This is a genomic window from Alkalibaculum bacchi, assembly GCF_003317055.1.
Taxonomy (GTDB): domain Bacteria; phylum Bacillota; class Clostridia; order Eubacteriales; family Alkalibacteraceae; genus Alkalibaculum; species Alkalibaculum bacchi.
The window spans coordinates 20,320-41,267 of record NZ_QNRX01000012.1 but is presented as its reverse complement, the minus strand read 5'-3'; the positions used below and the strand labels follow the sequence as shown (position 1 = coordinate 41,267).

Annotated in this window: 18 protein-coding genes and 1 other annotated feature; of the genes, 16 read left to right on the top strand and 2 right to left on the bottom strand. The window is 37.0% G+C overall.

Going from position 1 to position 20,948, the window contains the following annotated elements:
- Positions 1-32: 32 nt before the first annotated feature.
- Both DES36_RS09670 and DES36_RS09665 read right to left on the bottom strand, forming a co-directional pair.
- Positions 33-1,007, bottom strand: coding sequence for an ATP-binding protein (locus DES36_RS09670; RefSeq protein WP_113921001.1), 975 nt, complete (start codon positions 1,005-1,007; stop codon positions 33-35).
- Complete coding sequence (locus tag DES36_RS09665) at positions 1,004-1,966, bottom strand: DnaD domain protein (protein ID WP_170128258.1); 963 nt, start codon at positions 1,964-1,966, stop codon at positions 1,004-1,006. Before DES36_RS09665 ends, DES36_RS09670 begins: the two co-directional genes overlap by 4 nt.
- Positions 1,967-2,257: 291 nt before the next feature.
- Between DES36_RS09665 and DES36_RS09660 the strand changes: the two genes are divergently transcribed.
- The 16 genes from DES36_RS09660 (at position 2,258) to tcpF (ending at position 20,941) form a co-directional block, all read left to right on the top strand.
- Positions 2,258-3,514 carry a UDP-N-acetylglucosamine 1-carboxyvinyltransferase gene (locus tag DES36_RS09660; RefSeq protein WP_113920999.1) on the top strand — a complete coding sequence of 419 codons (1,257 nt, stop codon included), beginning with the start codon at positions 2,258-2,260 and terminating at the stop codon, positions 3,512-3,514.
- Between the two features lie 309 nt (positions 3,515-3,823).
- On the top strand, positions 3,824-4,612 hold the full coding sequence (locus tag DES36_RS09655) for an MBL fold metallo-hydrolase (protein WP_113920998.1): 789 nt from the start codon (positions 3,824-3,826) through the stop codon (positions 4,610-4,612).
- A gap of 17 nt (positions 4,613-4,629) precedes the next feature.
- On the top strand, positions 4,630-5,796 hold the full coding sequence (locus DES36_RS09650) for a S1C family serine protease (protein ID WP_113920997.1): 1,167 nt from the start codon (positions 4,630-4,632) through the stop codon (positions 5,794-5,796).
- A gap of 169 nt (positions 5,797-5,965) precedes the next feature.
- A complete protein-coding gene (locus tag DES36_RS09645; RefSeq protein WP_113920996.1) occupies positions 5,966-6,928 on the top strand; it encodes a 3'-5' exoribonuclease YhaM family protein in 963 nt (320 codons plus the stop codon).
- A 217-nt stretch (positions 6,929-7,145) separates the two neighbouring features.
- Positions 7,146-7,400 (top strand) — a binding site (T-box leader).
- A 156-nt stretch (positions 7,401-7,556) separates the two neighbouring features.
- Positions 7,557-8,549, top strand: a complete 993-nt coding sequence (ilvC, locus tag DES36_RS09640; RefSeq protein ID WP_113920995.1) for a ketol-acid reductoisomerase — start codon at positions 7,557-7,559, stop codon at positions 8,547-8,549.
- Positions 8,550-8,749: 200 nt separating this feature from the next.
- Positions 8,750-10,414 (top strand): biosynthetic-type acetolactate synthase large subunit, encoded by a 1,665-nt coding sequence (gene ilvB, locus DES36_RS09635; RefSeq protein ID WP_113920994.1) that lies wholly within the window; start codon positions 8,750-8,752, stop codon positions 10,412-10,414.
- 35 nt (positions 10,415-10,449) lie between these two features.
- Positions 10,450-12,027, top strand: coding sequence for a citramalate synthase (gene cimA / locus DES36_RS09630; protein WP_113920993.1), 1,578 nt, complete (start codon positions 10,450-10,452; stop codon positions 12,025-12,027).
- A gap of 31 nt (positions 12,028-12,058) precedes the next feature.
- Positions 12,059-13,132 carry a 3-isopropylmalate dehydrogenase gene (gene leuB / locus DES36_RS09625; protein ID WP_113920992.1) on the top strand — a complete coding sequence of 358 codons (1,074 nt, stop codon included), beginning with the start codon at positions 12,059-12,061 and terminating at the stop codon, positions 13,130-13,132.
- A gap of 505 nt (positions 13,133-13,637) precedes the next feature.
- Positions 13,638-13,952, top strand: coding sequence for a YdcP family protein (locus DES36_RS09615; protein WP_000420682.1), 315 nt, complete (start codon positions 13,638-13,640; stop codon positions 13,950-13,952).
- Between the two features lie 18 nt (positions 13,953-13,970).
- Positions 13,971-14,354: a YdcP family protein gene (locus DES36_RS09610; RefSeq protein ID WP_001234286.1), complete on the top strand. Its 384-nt coding sequence runs from the start codon at positions 13,971-13,973 to the stop codon at positions 14,352-14,354.
- Between the two features lie 28 nt (positions 14,355-14,382).
- A complete protein-coding gene (locus DES36_RS09605; protein WP_000813488.1) occupies positions 14,383-15,768 on the top strand; it encodes an FtsK/SpoIIIE domain-containing protein in 1,386 nt (461 codons plus the stop codon).
- 192 nt (positions 15,769-15,960) lie between these two features.
- The gene (mobT, locus tag DES36_RS09595) at positions 15,961-17,151 is read left to right on the top strand and encodes a MobT family relaxase (RefSeq protein WP_191619837.1); all 1,191 of its coding nucleotides are present in this window, start codon (positions 15,961-15,963) and stop codon (positions 17,149-17,151) included.
- A gap of 42 nt (positions 17,152-17,193) precedes the next feature.
- On the top strand, positions 17,194-17,415 hold the full coding sequence (locus tag DES36_RS09590; RefSeq protein WP_001009056.1) for a hypothetical protein: 222 nt from the start codon (positions 17,194-17,196) through the stop codon (positions 17,413-17,415).
- Between the two features lie 116 nt (positions 17,416-17,531).
- Positions 17,532-18,029, top strand: a complete 498-nt coding sequence (locus DES36_RS09585; protein WP_000342539.1) for an antirestriction protein ArdA — start codon at positions 17,532-17,534, stop codon at positions 18,027-18,029.
- A gap of 88 nt (positions 18,030-18,117) precedes the next feature.
- Positions 18,118-18,510, top strand: coding sequence for a conjugal transfer protein (locus DES36_RS09580; RefSeq protein ID WP_000723888.1), 393 nt, complete (start codon positions 18,118-18,120; stop codon positions 18,508-18,510).
- A complete protein-coding gene (gene tcpF, locus DES36_RS09575) occupies positions 18,494-20,941 on the top strand; it encodes a conjugal transfer ATPase TcpF (protein ID WP_000331160.1) in 2,448 nt (815 codons plus the stop codon). The genes DES36_RS09580 and tcpF overlap by 17 nt, the downstream gene beginning before the upstream one ends.
- The last annotated feature ends 7 nt before the right edge of the window (positions 20,942-20,948 follow it).

The window sequence follows — 20,948 nt, the reverse complement described above, 5'->3', positions numbered from 1 at the left end:
TCTTAGAACGTAGAACAAAAAAAGCCAAGCTCTTATAAAAGCTTGGCTTTTTTTAACCTAATATCGTCTCCTATAAACTTTAGAAATGTAAAATTCCCTATAATTCTTGAGGTTAGTCGAGTGCTATACCTTTTTTGAAGTTCCTTCAGAGATAAATTTGTTGAGATTACAGTACTCTTTTGATCCATTAATCTTCTATTTAGCAAATTAAAGAGCTCATTGTTAGCAAATTCCGTTAAGCTTTCTGTGCCTAAGTCATCGATGATTAAAAGGTCACATTGATACAAATAACTTAGTGTGTTAACTTGGATATTTTGATTGAATTTATTTCTTCTAATAGAGTCAATTAAGTCTGTAGCCGTTTGATAGATTACAGATTTTCCCTTATCCAAAAGTTCTTTTGCAATGCAATGAGATATGAAAGTCTTTCCCAAGCCAGAGTTTCCATACAAGTATAAATTTTCATACTGAGAATCAAATTTTTCTACAAAGTTTACGGCCATCAAATAAATGTTTTGAATATTCAATCTAGGGGATACACCAAATTTACTTTTGTCCTCATCATAGCAATCCAAGCGAAAGGTATCAAAATTTTCTATAGACAAGACCTTATCAAGATTAGATTGTTGATAGTATTTTCGAATTAAAGCTTTTGTAAAACAAGAGCAGGTATTTTGTTCAATTATTCCCATGTCATGGCAAGCAGGGCAGTCATACTCTATTTCTAAATAATCTTTTGCATAACCAGCATTTACTAAGATTTGTGTTCTCTCTTCTACCAGCTCTTGTGTCTTCTTCTCAAAAGTTTTTATTCCATTCATATTACTTGGACCAGTAGAGATGGATTTAGCTAATTCGATTCCCATGTAGTTTAATTGATTCGCAATCTCCTCTAACCGAGGATAGGACTTGTACATTTCCTGTTTGCGCTTATTCTGATTGATTTCCTTTAAGGTTCTCTTCTTTTCAAATTCAATAATGGTTTCATTGTATATATCATCCCTCATTTATTTTCTCTCCACATTTTTTCTTCTAGTTTTTTCTCAAGTAAGTCATAATCATAACCGTTTTGGTTGTATTGGGTTGGCTTCGTTTCTGATTTTTGCTTTTTAGGCAGTTCTTCTTTTTCTATATCTTCTGGTTTGGTGTAGTTTTTCTTATGCCATTCTGTAAGTATGGTGTCTATATATTTAAAGTTTGGCCTGTCGATAGCAAGGGTCTTTTTGCAAGCTTCAATGATTAGATCCATGCTCATATTGTAGGTAGATATCCATTTGTCCATAATTCCAATTTCAGCTTTCGTTGGTGAACGTTTAAAGCCAAGGTAATTCATAATCTTATAATAGATATCCCGTTTTTCTCTAAAAGAATTAATATTCTCCATGGCTTCATCGTAGGTATTAATTTTCTTATCATACCAATTTAAGGCCACTTTGTTGATATAGTTAATGTCTTTTTTATTTAAATTAAAGCAGTATTCTACTAAGAGCGTAATCATTTCTGGGTTGAAGAGTAAATCATTCATCCAACTGGCAATAATTTGTAACTCTTTATAGCTAAGAGGCCTACCATACATAAATTCTATTGTCTTATATAATTCTTCTATTATTTTTTGATTTGAATGATCTTCCTCAGTATGCACATTATTACCCTCAAGCATAAGGGATGAAATATGAAGATATTTTATATGATAATTGTCGTCTCCATTTCTCTCACAAGTCAGTATGCCTTGTTGTTCCCAATACTCCCATGCTTTTCTTACATCGCTCTCCAATATACCTAAAGTTTTACCAATAATCTTATTTGAAATAGAGGAGAGATTTTTATTGCTACAATACTTTAGTCCTAATAGATACACTTTTACATAGTCTCCTGGGGCAGTAGGCATATAATGATTGATAAAAATATTTTCTAACACAGTAACGCCCAAATCGTCATTATTAATATATAACTCAAAATTATTCATTATCACACCTCTCAATCTATGAACAAGTTTTTGCATCTTTATTACAGTAACGATTATAAAGATTATATCACAAATACGATTGATTTGCCTTTATGGCTTGTACTTGCCATATATTAGAGATAATATTATTTTGAAAACAGTTTAATACAAGATGAAATTAAAGACATAATATTAGTAAAGGTCGAGGTTTCCAATTATTATATCTTTAATGTTAATATAATGTTTTGAGAATGAAAAAAAATATGATATAATCAACCGTTGAATAGAACAATATAATGAAGGGAAGTTATTATGGAGCGATATGTAATCGAGGGAGGTACTCCTTTAAAAGGTGAAGTAAGCATTGCTGGTGCAAAGAATGCAGCTTTAGGTTTAATACCAGCTACAATCCTTTCAGAAGGTGTATGTAAATTAGAAAATATACCCAATATTAAAGATGTTAACCGGTTTATTAATATATTACGAAAATTAGGCGTTAAGACAACTCAAATAAATGAAAATACAATTACTTTTGATGCTCAAAATATTGAGCAATATGAAATGCTAGACGATGAGACTCGTAAAATGAGAGCATCTTATTATCTACTAGGAGCACTATTAGGAAGATTTAAAAAGGTTACCATTCCTTTTCCAGGAGGATGTGATATAGGTGTAAGACCTATTGACCAACATATAAAGGGTTTTGAAGCATTAGGTGTTAAAGTAGAAATTGAACATGGTGTTATTAATATGTATGCAGAAAAGCTCATAGGAGCCCAAATTTACATGGATGTAGTGAGTGTGGGTGCTACAATTAATATTATGTTAGCAGCGGTTAAGGCTGAAGGCATGACGGTTATTGAAAATGCTGCTAGAGAACCACATGTAGTAGATGTGGCAAACTTTTTAAATCTAATGGGTGCAAATATTAAAGGCGCAGGCACAGATATTATAAAAATCAATGGCGTAACGGAATTAAGAGGCTGCGAGTATATGGTTATTCCAGATCAAATTGAAGCAGGTACATATATGGTGGCTGCTGTAGCAACAAAGGGAGATGTTTTGATCAAAAATGTCATACCAAAACATTTAGAGTCTATCTCCGCCAAATTAACAGAAATGGGCGCAGAAATCATTGAATACGACGATGCTATTCGAGTGATTGGAAAAGAAGATTTAAATTCCATTAATGTTAAGACTCTACCTTACCCTGGTTTTCCAACAGACTTACAACAGCCTATGGCAGTGCTCATGTGTTTGACCCAAGGTACAGGTACCATCACAGAAAGTATTTTTGAGAATCGATTTAAATATGTAGACGAGCTCCGAAGAATGGGAGCAGATATTCTTGTGGATGGACGAGTGGCGATCTTTAGTGGAGGTAAGCAATTAAGTGGTGCAACATTAAGAGCTACAGACCTAAGAGCTGGAGCTGCTATGGTCATTGCTGGACTGGCTGCAGATGGAATAACAGAAGTTACAGAATTAAAACATATTGAAAGAGGCTACGAAAACTTAGAAGGAAAACTAAGAAGCCTAGGCGCAAAAATTAAAAAAGTAGTAGATTAGTTGTATGAGACGTATTTAAAAGCACTATATTCTTTTTAAAATAAGACATGTAGTGCTTTTTGGTATGCTGTTATTAGTTCTAAGTTGTAAGATGCAAGTTCTATGTAAAAGCAAATAAGGTGGTCAGGTGGTCAGGTGGTCAGGTGGTCAGGTGAAATCAGCGGTCGCGGAGCGACCTGCTGATTTCACTTAGAACTTAGAACAAAAGTGCGAAGTGATTTTTAAGTTATTTTTAAGAAAATTACATTATTATATAATCATAAACTCTGATATGATTATATAAGTGAAAATAAAAAAAGGGAGAATTTAATGAAATTTTGTAGCTTATATAGTGGAAGCAGTGGCAATTGTTCATATTTAGAGGATGGAGATACAAAGATATTAATTGATGCTGGAGTAAGCGGAAAGCGAATAGAAGAGAATTTAAAAAAGATTCAAGTCAATCCACAGGAATTAACTGGTTTGTTTCTTTCTCATGATCACATTGATCATACAAAAGGAGCAGGGGTCCTATCTAGACGTTATAATATTCCTATTTACGCTAATGGTGGAACATGGAATGCAGCATCCACCTGTCTAGGGAAAATCAGGTCTGAAAACAGAGTGGTTTTTGCATCAGATAAAGAGCTTATTCTAAATGGATTATCGATACTACCTTTTTCCATAAGTCACGATGCTGGTGAACCTGTCGGTTTTTCTATAACTAATGGTAAGAACAAAATTTCCATTGTGACGGATACTGGAGAGATCAACGGCAGTATAATGAAGCGTATTGAAAATTCTGATTTAGCCGTTATTGAATCAAATCATGATGTAGATATGCTTAAAGCAGGACCCTATCCATACCCTTTAAAAAGACGTATACTGGGCGATAAGGGGCACTTATCAAATGAGGTAGCGGCTAGTGCTATTTTAGAATTAGTAGAGAAAGGCCTTAGAAGAGTACTACTAGCTCATTTAAGTGATGAAAATAATTTTCCTGAATTAGCATTTGAAACGACAAGCTCTCTTCTTACTAAAAATAAAATCAAAATACAAAAGGATGTAACTTTAGAAGTTGCATCACGATTTACTCCAAGCACAGTGTTTAGCTTTTAAGTAGAGGAGGAAAGAGTATGGATGATGGAAACTATGGTAAAGTCAGTTTTTTAAAGATTTTAGCTGTAGGTTTAGTAGGCGCCTTAATTGGTGGACTTGTAATTGGAGTCATAGCAATCCAATATATAAATAATATAGACAATGCAATTGTGCAAAACAATTCTACAAATAACTCAAATAGCGGTCTTGTAGAATCTCTTACCATTGAGGACGACCCACCAACTACCGTTGAAGCTGTAGCAGAATTAGTTACGCCAGCAGTTGTGGGAATAACTACAGTTGAAATGACCCAGGATATCTTTATGAGACAGTATGAAAGGGCTGGAGTAGGGTCTGGATTTATTGTAACTGATAATGGTTATATTGTTACCAATCAACATGTAGTAACAAATAATCCAAGCAAGATTACAGTATCTTTAAAGGATGGCAGGTCTTTAGAGGCTTCTGTAGTGTGGTCCGATGAAAACTTAGATCTGGCAGTTATAAAAATAGATGCAAATAATCTACCTGTTGCCATACTAGGAGATTCAGATCATCTTTCTGTAGGTGAGATGGCTATCGCTATAGGAAATCCTTTAGGTTTAACTTTTGAACGAACAGTAACATCTGGTATTGTCAGTGGATTAAATAGAAGTATTGCCATCAGCCAAAGCAATATAGCAGAGGATTTAATTCAAACAGATGCTTCTATAAATAGCGGGAACAGCGGCGGCCCCCTACTAGACAATGAAGGAACGGTCATTGGAATCAATACGGCTAAAGTAGACAGCGGTGAAGGTATGGGCTTTGCGATACCAATAAATATTGTCAAACCAATAGTAGAACAAATCATCCAAAATGGAAAATTTACACCTACATTACTTGGCATAAGCGGTACAGACAGAGAATTTGCTAAATATTATGTTGGCGATGAAGATCTTAAACTTGATGCAGGAATACTGATAATGGATGTTCAAAAGGGTTCCGGAGCAGATGTAGCTGGGTTACAAAAAGGTGATATCATTACTCATATTGATGAAGTTGAGGTCAATACGATGTTAAAACTGAGGGAAGTTATCTACAATAAACTTCCGGGAGATACCGTTAAGGTTAAGTACACTAGAGGACAAAAATCTTCCACTGCAACAGTAAAATTAATGGGTCAGGAAGAGATTTCAAGACTGTCAAATAGCATTAAAAACTAATAATCAGCGACTGGAGACGGTCGCGATTGTTTTTTGGCTGAAAGTGGAAAATATTAAGGTGGTCAGGTGGTCAGGTGAAATCAGTGGTCGCGGAGCGACCTGCTGATTTCACTTAGAACATAGAACTTAGAACGAAAAGCGCCGAAGGCGCTTTTGTGGAGGGATAATAATGAATATAAAAGATTTTGAATACAATCAAAAGATACAAGGTTATTATATGATTAAGAAAATAGAAGAGAGGACCTCTAAAAATGGGGGTACCTATATCGATATAAATATTGCAGATCAAAATAAAGATGAAATTAATGGAAAGATATGGAATGCTCAAGGGATGGATTTAAACGCATATAAATCTGGCATTTTAGTTAAAGTTCGAGGCCAAGTTCAAAAGTTTAATAATAAGATGCAATTGCATATTGAAAAAATTAGATTAGTAGAACAATCGGACGATGTTAATTTTGAGGATTATATTGCTGCTGCTCCTGTATCTTCTAATCAAATGATTCATGAAATCTATAGTTTTATTGATAAAATTATTCATCCTCAAATAAAGGAACTTACTTTGACCTTATTTAAGGATAAAGAGGTGAAATTATCCTATTATCCGGCAGCTAAAACTCATCATCACAATATAAAAGGCGGGTTATTATATCATATTCGAACCATGCTAGATTTAGGTGAGAAGATTAGTTCTATCTATGACTTTATAAATACAGACTTGCTCTACGCTGGGATTGTATTACACGATCTCTCTAAAACAGAAGAGATGATAGCAGACGAGCTAGGTATTGTAGAAGACTATTCTACAGAGGGAAAGCTTCTAGGTCATATTATTCAGGGCATCACTGAAATAGACAGAGTTTGTAGAGAACTTTCAATAGATGACGAAATAAAAATGGTTCTTCAGCATATGATTTTATCTCATCATTATCATGCAGAGTATGGTAGCCCTAAAATGCCCCTGATTCCAGAGGCAGAACTACTTCACTATATTGATTTAATCGACGCTAGAATGTACGGCATGAATAAAGCATTATCTAATGTTGAGGGCGGGTCTTTTGCAGAAAAGAATTACTCTTTAGACGGCAGGAGTCTTTATAAGACGAGCTTTGGCGACACGAACAATGGTTAAACAATAGTAGAACGGGAAAGCTGAATGCTGAAGGCGGAACTCTCTAATTATTTGATGGTTGGACGAGAAAAACCTTGTCTCGCCTTCGCGCGAGTAGGTTTCCATTTCCGCATTCCACATTCTACTTTCCACTTAACAAAATCTTAATCGGAATTTTCTGAAAAATTCCTTGACATAGAATTTAGAAGGGATTAAAATAGAACTAATAATTTGATATAAGAATGCGATGACGAAGACAAAAGTACTATAAATTCAAATTTAGAGAGCTAATGTTTGGTGAAAATTAGCGTTGGATAGGTATGTAATAGATCACTTCTGAGTACCTTGCTGAAAGTTAATGCGAGTAGGTTAAGGCGGTTTTTACCGATATATAAATAAGGGTTCAATCAAAAGATTTGACCTGAAAAGAGTCAGTTTTATTTAACTGTAAACTAGGGTGGTACCACGATGTTATAAATGCCTCGTCCCTATGAGTATTAAGATGCTTATAGGAGCGAGGCTTTTTTGTACAACGAGAAAGCTCACAAAAAGATCTCCGGCAGTACCACTGCGTCAAGGACACCCTTTTATAAATTATATATAGGATATATTCTATATATACTAAAACAAAATTTGGGAGGAATTATAAATGGCAAAAATGTACTATGAACAAGACTGTAATTTAGATTATCTTAAAGGAAAAAAAGTAGCGATTATTGGATACGGTAGCCAAGGACATGCACATGCTTTAAACTTAAAGGAAAGCGGCGTAGATGTTGTAGTTGGATTATACGAAGGTAGCAAATCAAAAGCAAAAGCAGAAGAAGCTGGCTTAACAGTTAAAACTACTTTTGAAGCTGCAAAAGAAGCAGATATCATCATGATGTTAGTCAATGATGAGAAACAACCAATAATATACAATAACGATGTTCTACCTAATTTAACTGCTGGAAAATCTTTAATGTTTGCACATGGGTTTAATATTCACTACAAGCAAATTGTACCACCAGCAGATGTAAATGTATTTATGATTGCACCAAAAGGACCAGGACATATTGTAAGAAGACAATACGAAGAAGGAAAAGGTGTTCCTTGCTTAATCGCTGTGTTCCAAGATGCAACAGGCGATGCTTTCAATCTTGGCTTAGCTTATGCTGCAGGTGTTGGTGGAGCTAGAGCGGGTGTTCTAGAGACTACTTTTAAAGAAGAAACAGAAACAGATCTTTTTGGAGAGCAAGCTGTTCTTTGTGGTGGCGTAACAGAGCTTATGAAAGCTGGTTTTGAAACATTAGTAGAAGCAGGATATGAGCCAGAAAGCGCATATTTTGAATGTGTTCACGAAATGAAATTAATCGTCGACTTAATCGTAGAAGGCGGATTTGAAAAAATGAGACACTCTATCAGTGATACTGCAGAATATGGCGATTATGTAACGGGTAGAAGAATCATTGGCAAAGAATCTAGAGCAGAAATGAAGAAAGTATTAGAAGAAATTCAAAATGGAACATTTGCTAGAAACTGGTTACAAGAAAACACTGTAAACAGACCATATTTTAATGCTACAAGAGCAATAGAAAAAGAACATCTAGTAGAAAAAGTAGGTAAAAAATTAAGATCTATGATGTCATGGTTGCAAAAATAATTAAACGCAGAGTTTAATTAAACTATGTTGAAGATGCTGAATGAGATATTATCTATTCAGCATTTTTTATAAAATGAGACTTTATTTTGTAAGGGTGTAATCCCCCACTTATCATTATTTTTTAAGATTTAGAAATGGTAGCATGAATAGTTGTAAAGAGGCAGTAGCGAATCGAATAAAAGATTTAGGGAGGTCAAATTATGGGAAAGAAGAGCGGATCTCAAATACTATTAGAATGTTTAAAAGGACAAAATGTAGATACGATCTTTGGTTATCCAGGGGGAGCTGTAATACCCTTATTTGATGCATTATATGATGAGACAAATCATTTTAAAGTATACAGACCAGCTCATGAGCAAGGGGCAGCTCATGGAGCAGATGGATACGCTAGGGTAACAGGTAAAACAGGTGTTTGCATAGTTACTTCAGGACCAGGCGCTACGAACACCGTCACAGGAATTGCAACAGCCTATATGGATTCTATACCTATGGTAGTCATTACAGGTCAAGTCGCCAATTCTCTATTGGGAAGAGATTCTTTTCAGGAAATCGATATTACTGGAGTAACTATGCCAATTACAAAGCATAATATTCTCATTAAGACTGCTGAGGAAATAGAAGAGGCAGTAAAAAAGGCCTTTGCTATTGCTAATTCTGATAGACCAGGGCCAGTATTAATTGATATCCCAAAGGATGTGTTCACGACTGTAATAGATTTTGAACCTACAGATATTGAAGAAAAGGATTCTGTGTTTGCAGATACCATTAGTACTGAGGATGCTGAAAAGATAGCAGATTTGATTAATTCTTCTAGTAAACCGATCATCTACGCTGGTGGAGGTGTAAAGACAGCAAATGCATCAAGTGAGATGGTTGAATTAGCAAAAAAAGCAGGAATACCTGTAGTAAATTCTCTAATGGGCCTATCTACTATTGATAGAACAGAACCTCTTTCTTTGGGGCTTGTAGGTATGCATGGCTTTAAAGAAGCTAATATCGCTGTGACAAAATGTGATTTGTTTATTGCGATTGGAGCTCGATTTAGTGACCGGGTTATTGGGGATCCAAAGAAGTTTGCTCGAAAAGCAAAGATTATTCATTTAGATATTGATGAGACGGAAATTGACAAAAATGTTGAAACGCATCTATCATACATATGTGATGTCAAAAATTCTCTTAAAATGATAGTTGATAGTGTTGAGCAAAATAATCGAGAAGATTGGCTGAAGGAAATTCAACAAACTGAAGTTAAAATCCACTACACATCTAAAGATTTTGTGGCAAAGAATATCATAGAGGCTATTAATGAAAAGTTTAATGAACAAGCAGTTGTCGTTACGGATGTAGGGCAACATCAAATGTGGACAGCGCAGTATTGGAAATTTAATCAAGATACTAAATTTGTCACTTCTGGAGGCTTGGGAACCATGGGCTTTGGTATAGGTGCTTCAGCAGGTGCTAAGATTGGTGCTCCAGAAAAACCTGTAATCCTGTTTGTTGGAGATGGCGGATTTAGAATGACCTGCAACGAACTTCTCACTATTGCAAAGTTTAAATTACCTATTCTCATAGTTCTTATGAACAACAACGCCCTAGGAATGGTAAGGCAATGGCAAAAGATGTTTAGCAAAAAAAGATATATGGAAACGGACAATACGGACGTAGTAGACTATATAAAATTAGCTGATGCTTATGGCATAGAAGGTAGACAGGTAAATGATATGTTAGGTTTAAATGATTTTTTAAGTCATTTAAATTTAACAAAACCAGTTTTATTAGAATGTCGAATTAGTAAAGACGATAATGTTTTGCCAATCGTACCAGCAGGACAATCATTAGAGGCGCTTATTTTAGAAGCGGATTAAGAGTTGTTTTTTATAGCGTAAAAGGGGTGAGATAGATGCAAAAGATTCAAATATTTGATTCATCCTTACGGGATGGAGCCCAGGGAAGCGGTATATCCTATTCTCTTGATGATAAAATAAAAATAACAAAAGAGCTAGATCGACTAGGTATTGATTATATAGAAGCAGGAAACCCAGGGTCTAATATTAAGGACCGTGAGTACTTTGATGCTATGAGACAATGTGAGCTAAAACATGCAACCCTAGTGGCGTTTGGAAGTACTAGAAGAAAAAATATACAGGTAGAAGAGGATAAGAATGTCCACGACTTGTTATCCGCTGATACAAAAGCCATTAGTATTTTTGGAAAGAGCTGGGACTATCACGTAAAAAATGTTATTTGTACAAGTTTAGAAGAAAATATAAATATGATTTATGATACGATATCCTACTTGAAAAACAAAGGGAAAGAAGTTATTTTCGATGCAGAACATTTTTTTGACGGATATAAGGCAAATCCAGAATACGCCCTTGAATCCTTAAAAGCTGCAGAAAGGGCAGGAGCAGACTATTTAGTATTGTGTGACACAAATGGAGGTTGCTTTCCTAACGAGATTTATTCCATCGTAAAAGATTTGGTAAGTACATTAAAAGTACCTATAGGCATTCACTGTCATAATGATAGTGGAGTTGCAGTAGCGAATTCCATGCTAGCTGTAAAAGGTGGAGCAAGCCACGTTCAAGGTACCTTTCTTGGAATAGGTGAAAGATGCGGAAATGCAAATCTATCTACTATTATTTCTAATTTGCAAATCAAGTGGGGGTACGAATGTATCAGCGCTGACAAGGTGAGCGAATTGACCCCTTCAGCTAGATATATTGCCGAAATCTCAAATATTCCATTAGATCATTCTATGCCCTATGTTGGAGCAAATGCCTTTGCACATAAGGGTGGTATGCATATAGATGGCATCATGAAGGCAAAAGGCTCTTTTGAACACGTAGAACCTGAAGTAGTGGGAAATACAAGAAGATTCCTTATGTCTGAAGTCTCAGGTAAAAATACAGTCATTAATCGAATTAATAAGGTAGATTATTCTATAACAAAGGAGTCTCCTGAAACGGCTGAAATTGTGGAATTATTAAAGACGTTAGAGGCAGATGGCTATCAATTTGAAGGTGCAGAAGCTTCTTTTGAGTTAGTCATTAGGAAGCATCTAGGATTATACAAACCATTTTTTAAATTGGAGTATTATAAGATTATTGAAGAGGCTACGGAATCCAATGGACACTGTACGGCATCTGCTATGGTAAAGGTTTCTGTTAATGACAAAACAGAAATGACAGCAGCAGAAGGAAATGGTCCAGTAAATGCTATTGATAAAGCTATTCGAAAGGTCCTTGGCTTATTTTACAGTAATCTTAAAGAATTTCATTTATCCGATTACAAGGTACGAGTTCTAGATGGAACCAATACTGGAGCAAAGGTTCGGGTATTAATTGAATCTACAGACGGAGAAGACTATTGGACTACTGTAGGGGTATCTACTAATATTATCGAAGCCAGTGTAAATGCTTTAGTAGATTCTATAGATTATAAATTAATTAAAGACCAGAAGATAAAATCAAAATAAATTATTTTTCACACAGGAGGTTGTCATCAATATGAATTATAAAATTGCCGTAATAAAAGGCGATGGAATTGGCCCAGAGGTTGTAGATTCTGCTGTTGAAGTTCTTCAATCAATTGGGAAAAAATACAATCACACATTTGAATTTGAAGAAGTATTAGCAGGTGGTATTGCTTACGATGCTTATGGAACTACACTGCCAGAAAAGACATTAGAAGTGGCAAATAATAGTGACGCAGTGCTTTTAGGGGCTGTAGGCGGACCTAAGTGGGATGACCTTCCTGGAGATCAAAGACCAGAAGCCGCTCTACTAGGTTTACGGAAGGGATTGGGTTTATATGCTAATTTACGACCTGCTATCCTTTTTGATTCTTTGGCAGATGCATGTCCACTAAGACCTGAAATTGTCGAAGGGGGATTAGATGTATTAGTTGTTCGAGAACTAACTGGTGGCCTTTATTTCGGTGAAAAAGGATATAAAGAAACGGAAGACATGGGAAAAGCAGCTTATGATGTGCTTATTTATTCCGAAAAAGAAATCGAGAGAATTACACGAGTTGCCTTTGACATGGCTCAGAAAAGAGGTAAAGTACTTACAAGCGTAGATAAGGCGAACATCTTAGAAAGTTCAAGACTTTGGAGAAAAACGGTTGAGAGAATTGCAAAAGAATATCCAGATGTAAGCTTAAATCATCTATACGTAGATAATGCGGCTATGCAATTGGTAAGAAATCCAAAGCAATTTGATGTTATCGTAACGGAAAATATGTTTGGGGATATTTTGTCAGATGAAGCTAGTATGATAACAGGTTCTATTGGAATGTTACCATCTGCAAGCTTAGGTGAAAATAACAAAGGTATGTACGAACCTGTTCATGGATCAGCACCAGATATTGCAGGGCAAGGGAAAGCAAATCCAATCGCGACTATCATGTCTGTAGCTATGATGTTAAAGTACTCCTTTAACTTAAGTGAAGAAGCAGAAAATATAGAAACAGCTGTCAGAAAAGCATTAGACGATGGCCACAGAACATCCGATATTGCTACAAAAGATGAAAAAGTTCTATCTACAAAAGAGATGACGCAAATTATATTAGGAAATATATAAAAAAAATCACGCTTTGGCGTGATTTTTTGCGGAAAGCAGAAAGCGGAAAACTACGAAGTTGGAATGTTGGAAAACTTATGGGTTGTCTTGTTGCTTCGGAAAGCAATGCTCGCCTTTGGGTGAGAAATTTCAGCTTTCAGCATTCCGCATTCTGCTTTTTTTTATAAATAAAAATAGCATAAAAATCTAGTTATCCGCATAAAAACTGGACTTATCACACTTTATCAAGGTCAAAACCACTCAATTTACTACTAATTTACTACTTATGAATGAGCTTTGATACGACGATTTATCCTTGAAAAGTGAAGATATAAAGATACTTCCAATAAAATTTGAATATTTAATAGGTAGACACTTCAAAAAATGAGGTGTCTATTTTTTTACCCGATTTTGAAAGGAAGTGAACTTATGAAAACAAAAAATCAAGAATCAAAAGGTCGTTCCCCACTCTTTAAGACCATCAAACATTCATTCAGCCAATAAAAAAGAAAGGATAGGTAAAAATATGGAACTTAAATTTGTGATTCCCAACATGGAAAAAACATTCGGCAATTTAGAATTTGCTGGCGAGGATAAAGTCGTTCAGCGAAGAATCAACGGACGGCTAACTGTCTTATCAAGAAGCTATAATCTCTATTCTGATGTTCAAAGAGCAGATGATATTGTGGTGGTGCTTCCTGCTGAAGCTGGCGAAAAACATTTCGGCTTTGAGGAACGTGTGAAGTTAGTCAATCCACGTATTACCGCAGAGGGCTACAAAATCGGCACTCGTGGTTTTACAAATTACCTTTTACATGCTGACGACATGATAAAAGAATAAAGAAAGAGAGGAAAAATGATGAGATTAGCAAATGGCATTGTATTAGATAAAGACACGACTTTTGGAGAATTGAAATTCTCTGCTCTACGTCGTGAAGTGAGAATCCAAAATGAAGACGGGTCGGTTTCAGATGAAATCAAGGAACGTACCTATGACTTAAAATCCAAAGGACAAGGACGCATGATTCAAGTAAGTATTCCTGCCAGCGTGCCTTTGAAAGAGTTTGATTATAACGCACGGGTGGAACTTATCAATCCCATTGCGGACACCGTTGCTACTGCCACCTATCAAGGAGCAGATGTTGACTGGTATATCAAGGCAGACGATATTGTGCTGACAAAGGATTCTAGTTCATTCAAAGCTCAACCACAAGCAAAGAAAGAACCGACACAAGACAAATAGTCGCTAGGTAGAAAGGAGACTTTTTCGCATGAAACAGCGTGGTAAAAGGATTCGCCCATCTGGTAAAGATTTAGTCTTTCATTTTACGATAGCGTCACTCCTGCCTGTTTTCCTGCTGGTTGTCGGACTGTTTCATGTGAAGACAATCCAGCAGATCAACTGGCAGGATTTTAACCTATCACAAGCAGATAAGATTGACATTCCCTATTTAATTATCAGTTTCAGTGTCGCAATTCTTATCTGCTTGCTGGTAGCGTTTGTATTCAAACGGGTTCGCTATGATACGGTTAAACAACTTTACCACCGTCAAAAACTGGCAAAGATGATACTTGAAAACAAGTGGTATGAATCTGAACAGGTCAAAACAGAGGGTTTCTTTAAAGATAGTGCTGGTCGTACAAAGGAAAAGATAACCTACTTCCCTAAAATGTATTATCGACTTAAAAATGGCTTGATACAGATACGGGTGGAAATCACGCTGGGAAAATATCAAGACCAACTCTTACACTTGGAAAAGAAATTAGAGAGTGGCTTGTACTGTGAGCTGACGGATAAAGAGTTAAAGGATTCCTATGTGGAATATACTTTGCTCTATGACACCATAGCCAGTCGTATTTCTATTGATGAAGTAGAAGCTAAAGATGGTAAACTTCGCTTAATGAAAAACGTATGGTGGGAATATGATAAGCTCCCTCATATGTTGATTGCTGGTGGTACAGGTGGCGGTAAAACTTACTTTATACTGACACTGATTGAAGCCTTGCTTCATACAGATTCAAAACTGTATATTCTTGACCCGAAAAATGCTGATCTTGCGGACTTAGGTTCTGTGATGGCAAATGTCTACTATAGAAAAGAAGACTTGCTTTCTTGCATTGAAACATTCTATGAAGAAATGATGAAACGTAGTGAGGAAATGAAGCAGATGAAGAACTATAAGACTGGCAAAAATTATGCTTACTTAGGTCTCCCGGCACACTTCTTAATCTTTGATGAATACGTCGCTTTCATGGAAATGCTGGGAACAAAAGAAAACACCGCAGTTATGAATAAGCTGAAACAGATTGTCATGTTAGGTCGTCAAGCTGGCTTCTTTCTAATACTGGCTTGTCAACGTCCAGACGCAAAATATTTAGGCGACGGAATCCGTGATCAGTTTAATTTCAGAGTGGCTTTAGGTCGTATGTCTGAAATGGGCTATGGCATGATGTTTGGCAGTGACGTACAAAAGGATTTCTTCTTAAAGCGAATCAAAGGTCGTGGCTATGTTGATGTAGGAACAAGTGTCATATCAGAGTTTTATACTCCCCTTGTACCAAAAGGATATGATTTCTTGGAGGAAATTAAAAAGTTATCCAACAGCAGACAGTCCACGCAGGCGACGTGCGAAGCGGAAGTCGCAGGTGTGGACTGATCTTGCTGGCTGGTGTGGCAATAGCCACGCCAGCACTTAACCCCCCGTATCTAACAGGGGGGTACAAATCGACAGGAAACAGTCAAAAAAACATTAGAAAATCCTTTGGTTACAAGGGATTTACAAAATTTCAGCGTATGTCAAATGGGCTTTAAAAGTTGACATACGCCTTTTTGATTGGAGGGATTTTTACTGAATGAACAAACTTGGTTACAGCATTTAAAAGAAAAACGCTTGGCTTATGGACTATCTCAAAACCGTTTAGCTGTTGCGACTGGTATTACAAGGCAGTATCTAAGCGATATTGAAACAGGAAAAGTCAAGCCATCAGAGGATTTACAGCAGTCCCTTTGGGAAGCTCTGGAACGCTTCAATCCCGACGCTCCCCTTGAAATGCTGTTTGATTATGTAAGAATTCGCTTTCCGACAACAGACGTACAGCAGGTGGTCGAAAACATCTTACAACTGAAACTGTCCTATTTTCTTCATGAGGACTATGGTTTCTATTCTTATTCAGAGCATTATGCTTTAGGCGACATATTCGTCCTTTGCTCCCATGAACTGGACAAAGGAGTTCTGGTGGAATTGAAAGGTCGTGGGTGCAGACAATTTGAAAGCTATCTTCTGGCACAACAAAGAAGCTGGTATGAGTTCTTTATGGACGTTTTGGTGGCTGGCGGTGTGATGAAACGCCTTGACCTTGCCATTAACGATAAGACAGGGATTTTAAATATCCCTGTACTCACTGAAAAGTGCCAACAGGAAGAATGTATCTCCGTCTTCCGCAGTTTTAAAAGCTATCGCAGTGGCGAACTGGTACGCAAAGAGGAAAAGGAATGTATGGGAAACACCCTCTATATCGGTTCATTACAAAGTGAAGTTTATTTCTGTATCTATGAAAAGGACTACGAGCAGTACAAGAAAAATGATATTCCCATTGAAGACGCAGAAGTAAAAAACCGTTTTGAGATTCGATTGAAAAATGAGCGTGCCTATTATGCAGTCCGTGATTTACTCGTCTATGACAATCCAGAGCATACCGCCTTTAAAATTATCAATCGGTATATCCGTTTTGTAGATAAAGACGATTCCAAACCTCGTTCTGATTGGAAACTGAATGAAGAATGGGCTTGGTTTATTGGGAACAATCGTGAACGATTAAAACTAACCACAAAACCAGAGCCTTACTCCTTCCAAAGGACGCTGAACTGGCTATCTCATCAAGTTGCCCCGACCTTAAAGGTTGCGATTAAACTTGATGAAATCAACCAGACGCAGGTTGTAAAAGACATTCTCGACCATGCGAAACTGACAGACCGACACAAGCAGATTTTGAAGCAACAGTCAGTAAAAGAACAGGACGTGATAACAACAAAAAAATAACTCAAATACAAATTCATTGAATATAGAGAGGAGAACATTTTTATGAATTTTGGACAAAACCTTTATAACTGGTTTCTATCAAACGCTCAATCACTGGTGCTTTTAGCAATCGTTGTGATTGGCTTGTATCTTGGCTTCAAGCGTGAGTTTAGCAAACTGATTGGCTTTTTAATTATTGCGATTATTGCGGTTGGCTTAGTCTTCAACGCTGCTGGAGTAAAAGACATTTTACTAGAGCTATTCAATCGCATTATTGGTGCTTAAATAAAACCGTTCTTTTGTGGAATATAAGTGGTTTTCTTATGTTCCGCAAAGGAATGGTACACCAAACGAAGTGCGGTAGGGATTTTTGAATCTCTACAAAGAAAGGACGTGAATATATGGACGATATGCAAGTCTATATTGCGAATTTAGGCAAATACAATGAGGGCGAATTGGTCGGTGCGTGGTTTACCTTTCCCATTGACTTTGAGGAAGTCAAAGAGAAAATCGGCTTGAATGATGAATATGAGGAATACGCCATTCATGACTACGAGTTACCCTTTACGGTTGACGAATACACTTCCATTGGCGAACTCAATCGACTATGGGAAATGGTATCGGAATTACCCGAAGAATTACAATCGGAGCTATCTGCTCTGCTCACTCATTTTTCAAGCATTGAAGAACTAAGCGAACATCAAGAGGATATTATCATTCATTCCGATTGTGATGATATGTATGACGTGGCACGCTACTACATTGAAGAAACGGGTGCTTTAGGCGAAGTACCAGCTAGTCTTCAAAACTATATTGATTATCAAGCCTATGGTCGGGATTTAGACCTTTCAGGAACGTTTATCTCAACCAATCATGGGATTTTTGAAATCGTCTATTAAATCTGTCGGTACATTACTACTGGCAGATTTTCTATTTTACGGGGTGGCTCAATCAGCTACCCCTATTTTTTATGAAAGGATTGATTACATGAAGAAAATACGAAGCTATACCAGTATCTGGTCTGTGGAAAAGGTACTGTATTCTATCAATGATTTTAGACTTCCGTTTCCCATAACCTTTACGCAAATGACATGGTTTGTCGTGTCACTCTTTGCAGTGATGATACTTGGCAACTTGCCCCCTCTTTCCATGATAGAGGGAGCATTTCTCAAATACTTTGGGATTCCTGTGGCTTTCACATGGTTTATGTCTACAAAAACTTTTGATGGTAAAAAGCCTTATGGATTTTTGAAGTCTGTCATTGCTTATGCACTGCGACCAAAGCTGACCTATGCAGGAAAAAAAGTAACGCTTGGCAGAAACCAGCCACAAGAAGCCATTACAGCAGTTAGGAGTGAATTTTATGGCATATCCAATTAAATACATTGAAAACAATCTCGTCTGGAATAAAGACGGGGAATGTTATGCTTACTATGAGCTTGTTCCTTACAATTACTCATTTCTAAGTCCAGAACAGAAAATACAAGTGCATGATTCTTTCAGACAGCTTATCGCACAAAATCGTGATGGCAAAATTCATGCTTTACAAATCAGTACAGAATCCAGCATACGTTCTGCACAAGAGCGTTCCAAAAATGAAGTCACTGGCAAGCTCAAAGCGGTTGCCTATGACAAAATCGACCAACAGACAGACGCTTTAATATCCATGATTGGCGAAAATCAAGTGAACTACCGTTTCTTTATCGGCTTTAAGTTGCTTCTCAACGATCAGGAGTTTTCTATGAAAAGTCTTACCGTTGAAGCAAAAAATGCTTTGTCTGATTTTGTCTATGATGTGAACCATAAGCTGATGGGCGATTTTGTTAGTATGAGTAATGATGAAATCCTGCGTTTTCAGAAGATGGAAAAGCTCTTAGAAAATAAAATCTCTCGTCGTTTCAAAATCCGCAGGTTAGATAAGGACGACTTCGGCTATCTGATTGAACACCTTTACGGACAGACAGGCACTGCCTATGAAGAGTATGAGTACCATCTATCAAAGAAAAAGCTGGATAATGAAACGCTGATTAAATACTATGACTTGATTAAGCCTACTCGCTGTTTGGTGGAAGAAAAACAGCGATATTTGAAAATCCAGCAGGAAGATGAAACCGTCTATGTAGCTTACTTTACCATTAACAGCATTGTCGGAGAACTGGACTTCCCGTCCTCTGAAATCTTCTACTACCAGCAACAGCAATTTACATTCCCGATTGATACGTCAATGAATGTGGAAATTGTAGCGAATCGTAAAGCCCTATCTACTGTCCGCAATAAAAAGAAAGAACTGAAAGACTTGGATAACCACGCTTGGCAAAGTGATAATGAAACCAGCTCCAATGTGGCGGAAGCTCTGGAAAGTGTGAATGAGCTGGAAACCAATTTAGACCAAAGCAAGGAATCTATGTACAAGCTGTCTTATGTGGTAAGGGTATCAGCAAATGATCTTGACGAACTCAAACGTCGTTGTAATGAAGTGAAAGATTTTTATGACGATTTAAGCGTAAAACTGGTACGACCATTTGGGGATATGCTCGGCTTACATGAAGAATTTTTACCTGCCAGCAAGCGTTATATGAATGATTATATTCAATACGTGACCTCTGATTTCCTCGCTGGTTTAGGTTTTGGTGCTACTCAAATGCTGGGGGAAAATGAGGGGATTTATGTTGGCTACAGCTTAGATACTGGACGCAATGTCTATCTGAAACCTGCTCTTGCCAGTCAAGGGGTTAAGGGTTCAGTAACCAATGCGTTAGCGTCGGCTTTTGTTGGTTCGCTGGGTGGTGGTAAATCCTTTGCGAATAACCTTATCGTCTATTATGCGGTGCTTTATGGGGCACAAGCAGTGATTGTAGACCCAAAAGCAGAACGTGGCAGATGGAAAGAAACCTTGCCAGAGATTTCCCATGAAATCAATATCGTCACTCTGACTTCTGATGAGAAAAACAAAGGCTTACTTGACCCTTATGTGATTATGAAAAATCCCAAAGATTCTGAATCACTGGCTATTGATATTCTGACATTCCTTACGGGGATTTCCTCTCGTGATGGGGAACGCTTCCCAATCCTTAGAAAAGCCATTCGTGCAGTAACCAATAGTGAAGTACGAGGGTTGATGAAAGTGATTGAGGAATTACGGGTTGAGAATACGCCACTAAGTACCAGTATAGCCGACCATATCGAAAGTTTTACAGACTATGACTTTGCACATTTATTATTCAGTAATGGTTATGTGGAGCAGTCTATCAGCTTAGAAAAACAACTGAACATTATACAGGTTGCGGACTTGGTACTTCCCGACAAGGAAACTTCCTTTGAGGAATATACCACTATGGAGCTTTTATCCGTTGCTATGCTGATTGTCATTAGTACCTTTGCTTTAGACTTTATCCATACAGACCGAAGCATTTTCAAGATTGTAGATTTAGACGAAGCATGGAGCTTTTTACAGGTAGCACAAGGAAAAACACTATCTATGAAGCTGGTTCGGGCTGGTCGTGCTATGAACGCTGGGGTATATTTCGTGACCCAAAATACAGACGACCTCTTAGATGAAAAACTGAAAAATAACCTCGGCTTAAAATTTGCATTTCGTTCCACTGACCTTAACGAGATTAAAAAGACCTTAGCCTTTTTTGGTGTAGACCCAGAGGACGAAAACAATCAGAAGCGATTGCGTGATTTGGAAAACGGGCAATGCCTTATCAGTGATTTATATGGTCGTGTCGGTGTGATACAGTTCCACCCTGTATTTGAAGAACTGCTCCATGCCTTTGATACCAGACCACCTGTGCGAAAAGAGGTGTAAATGTGAA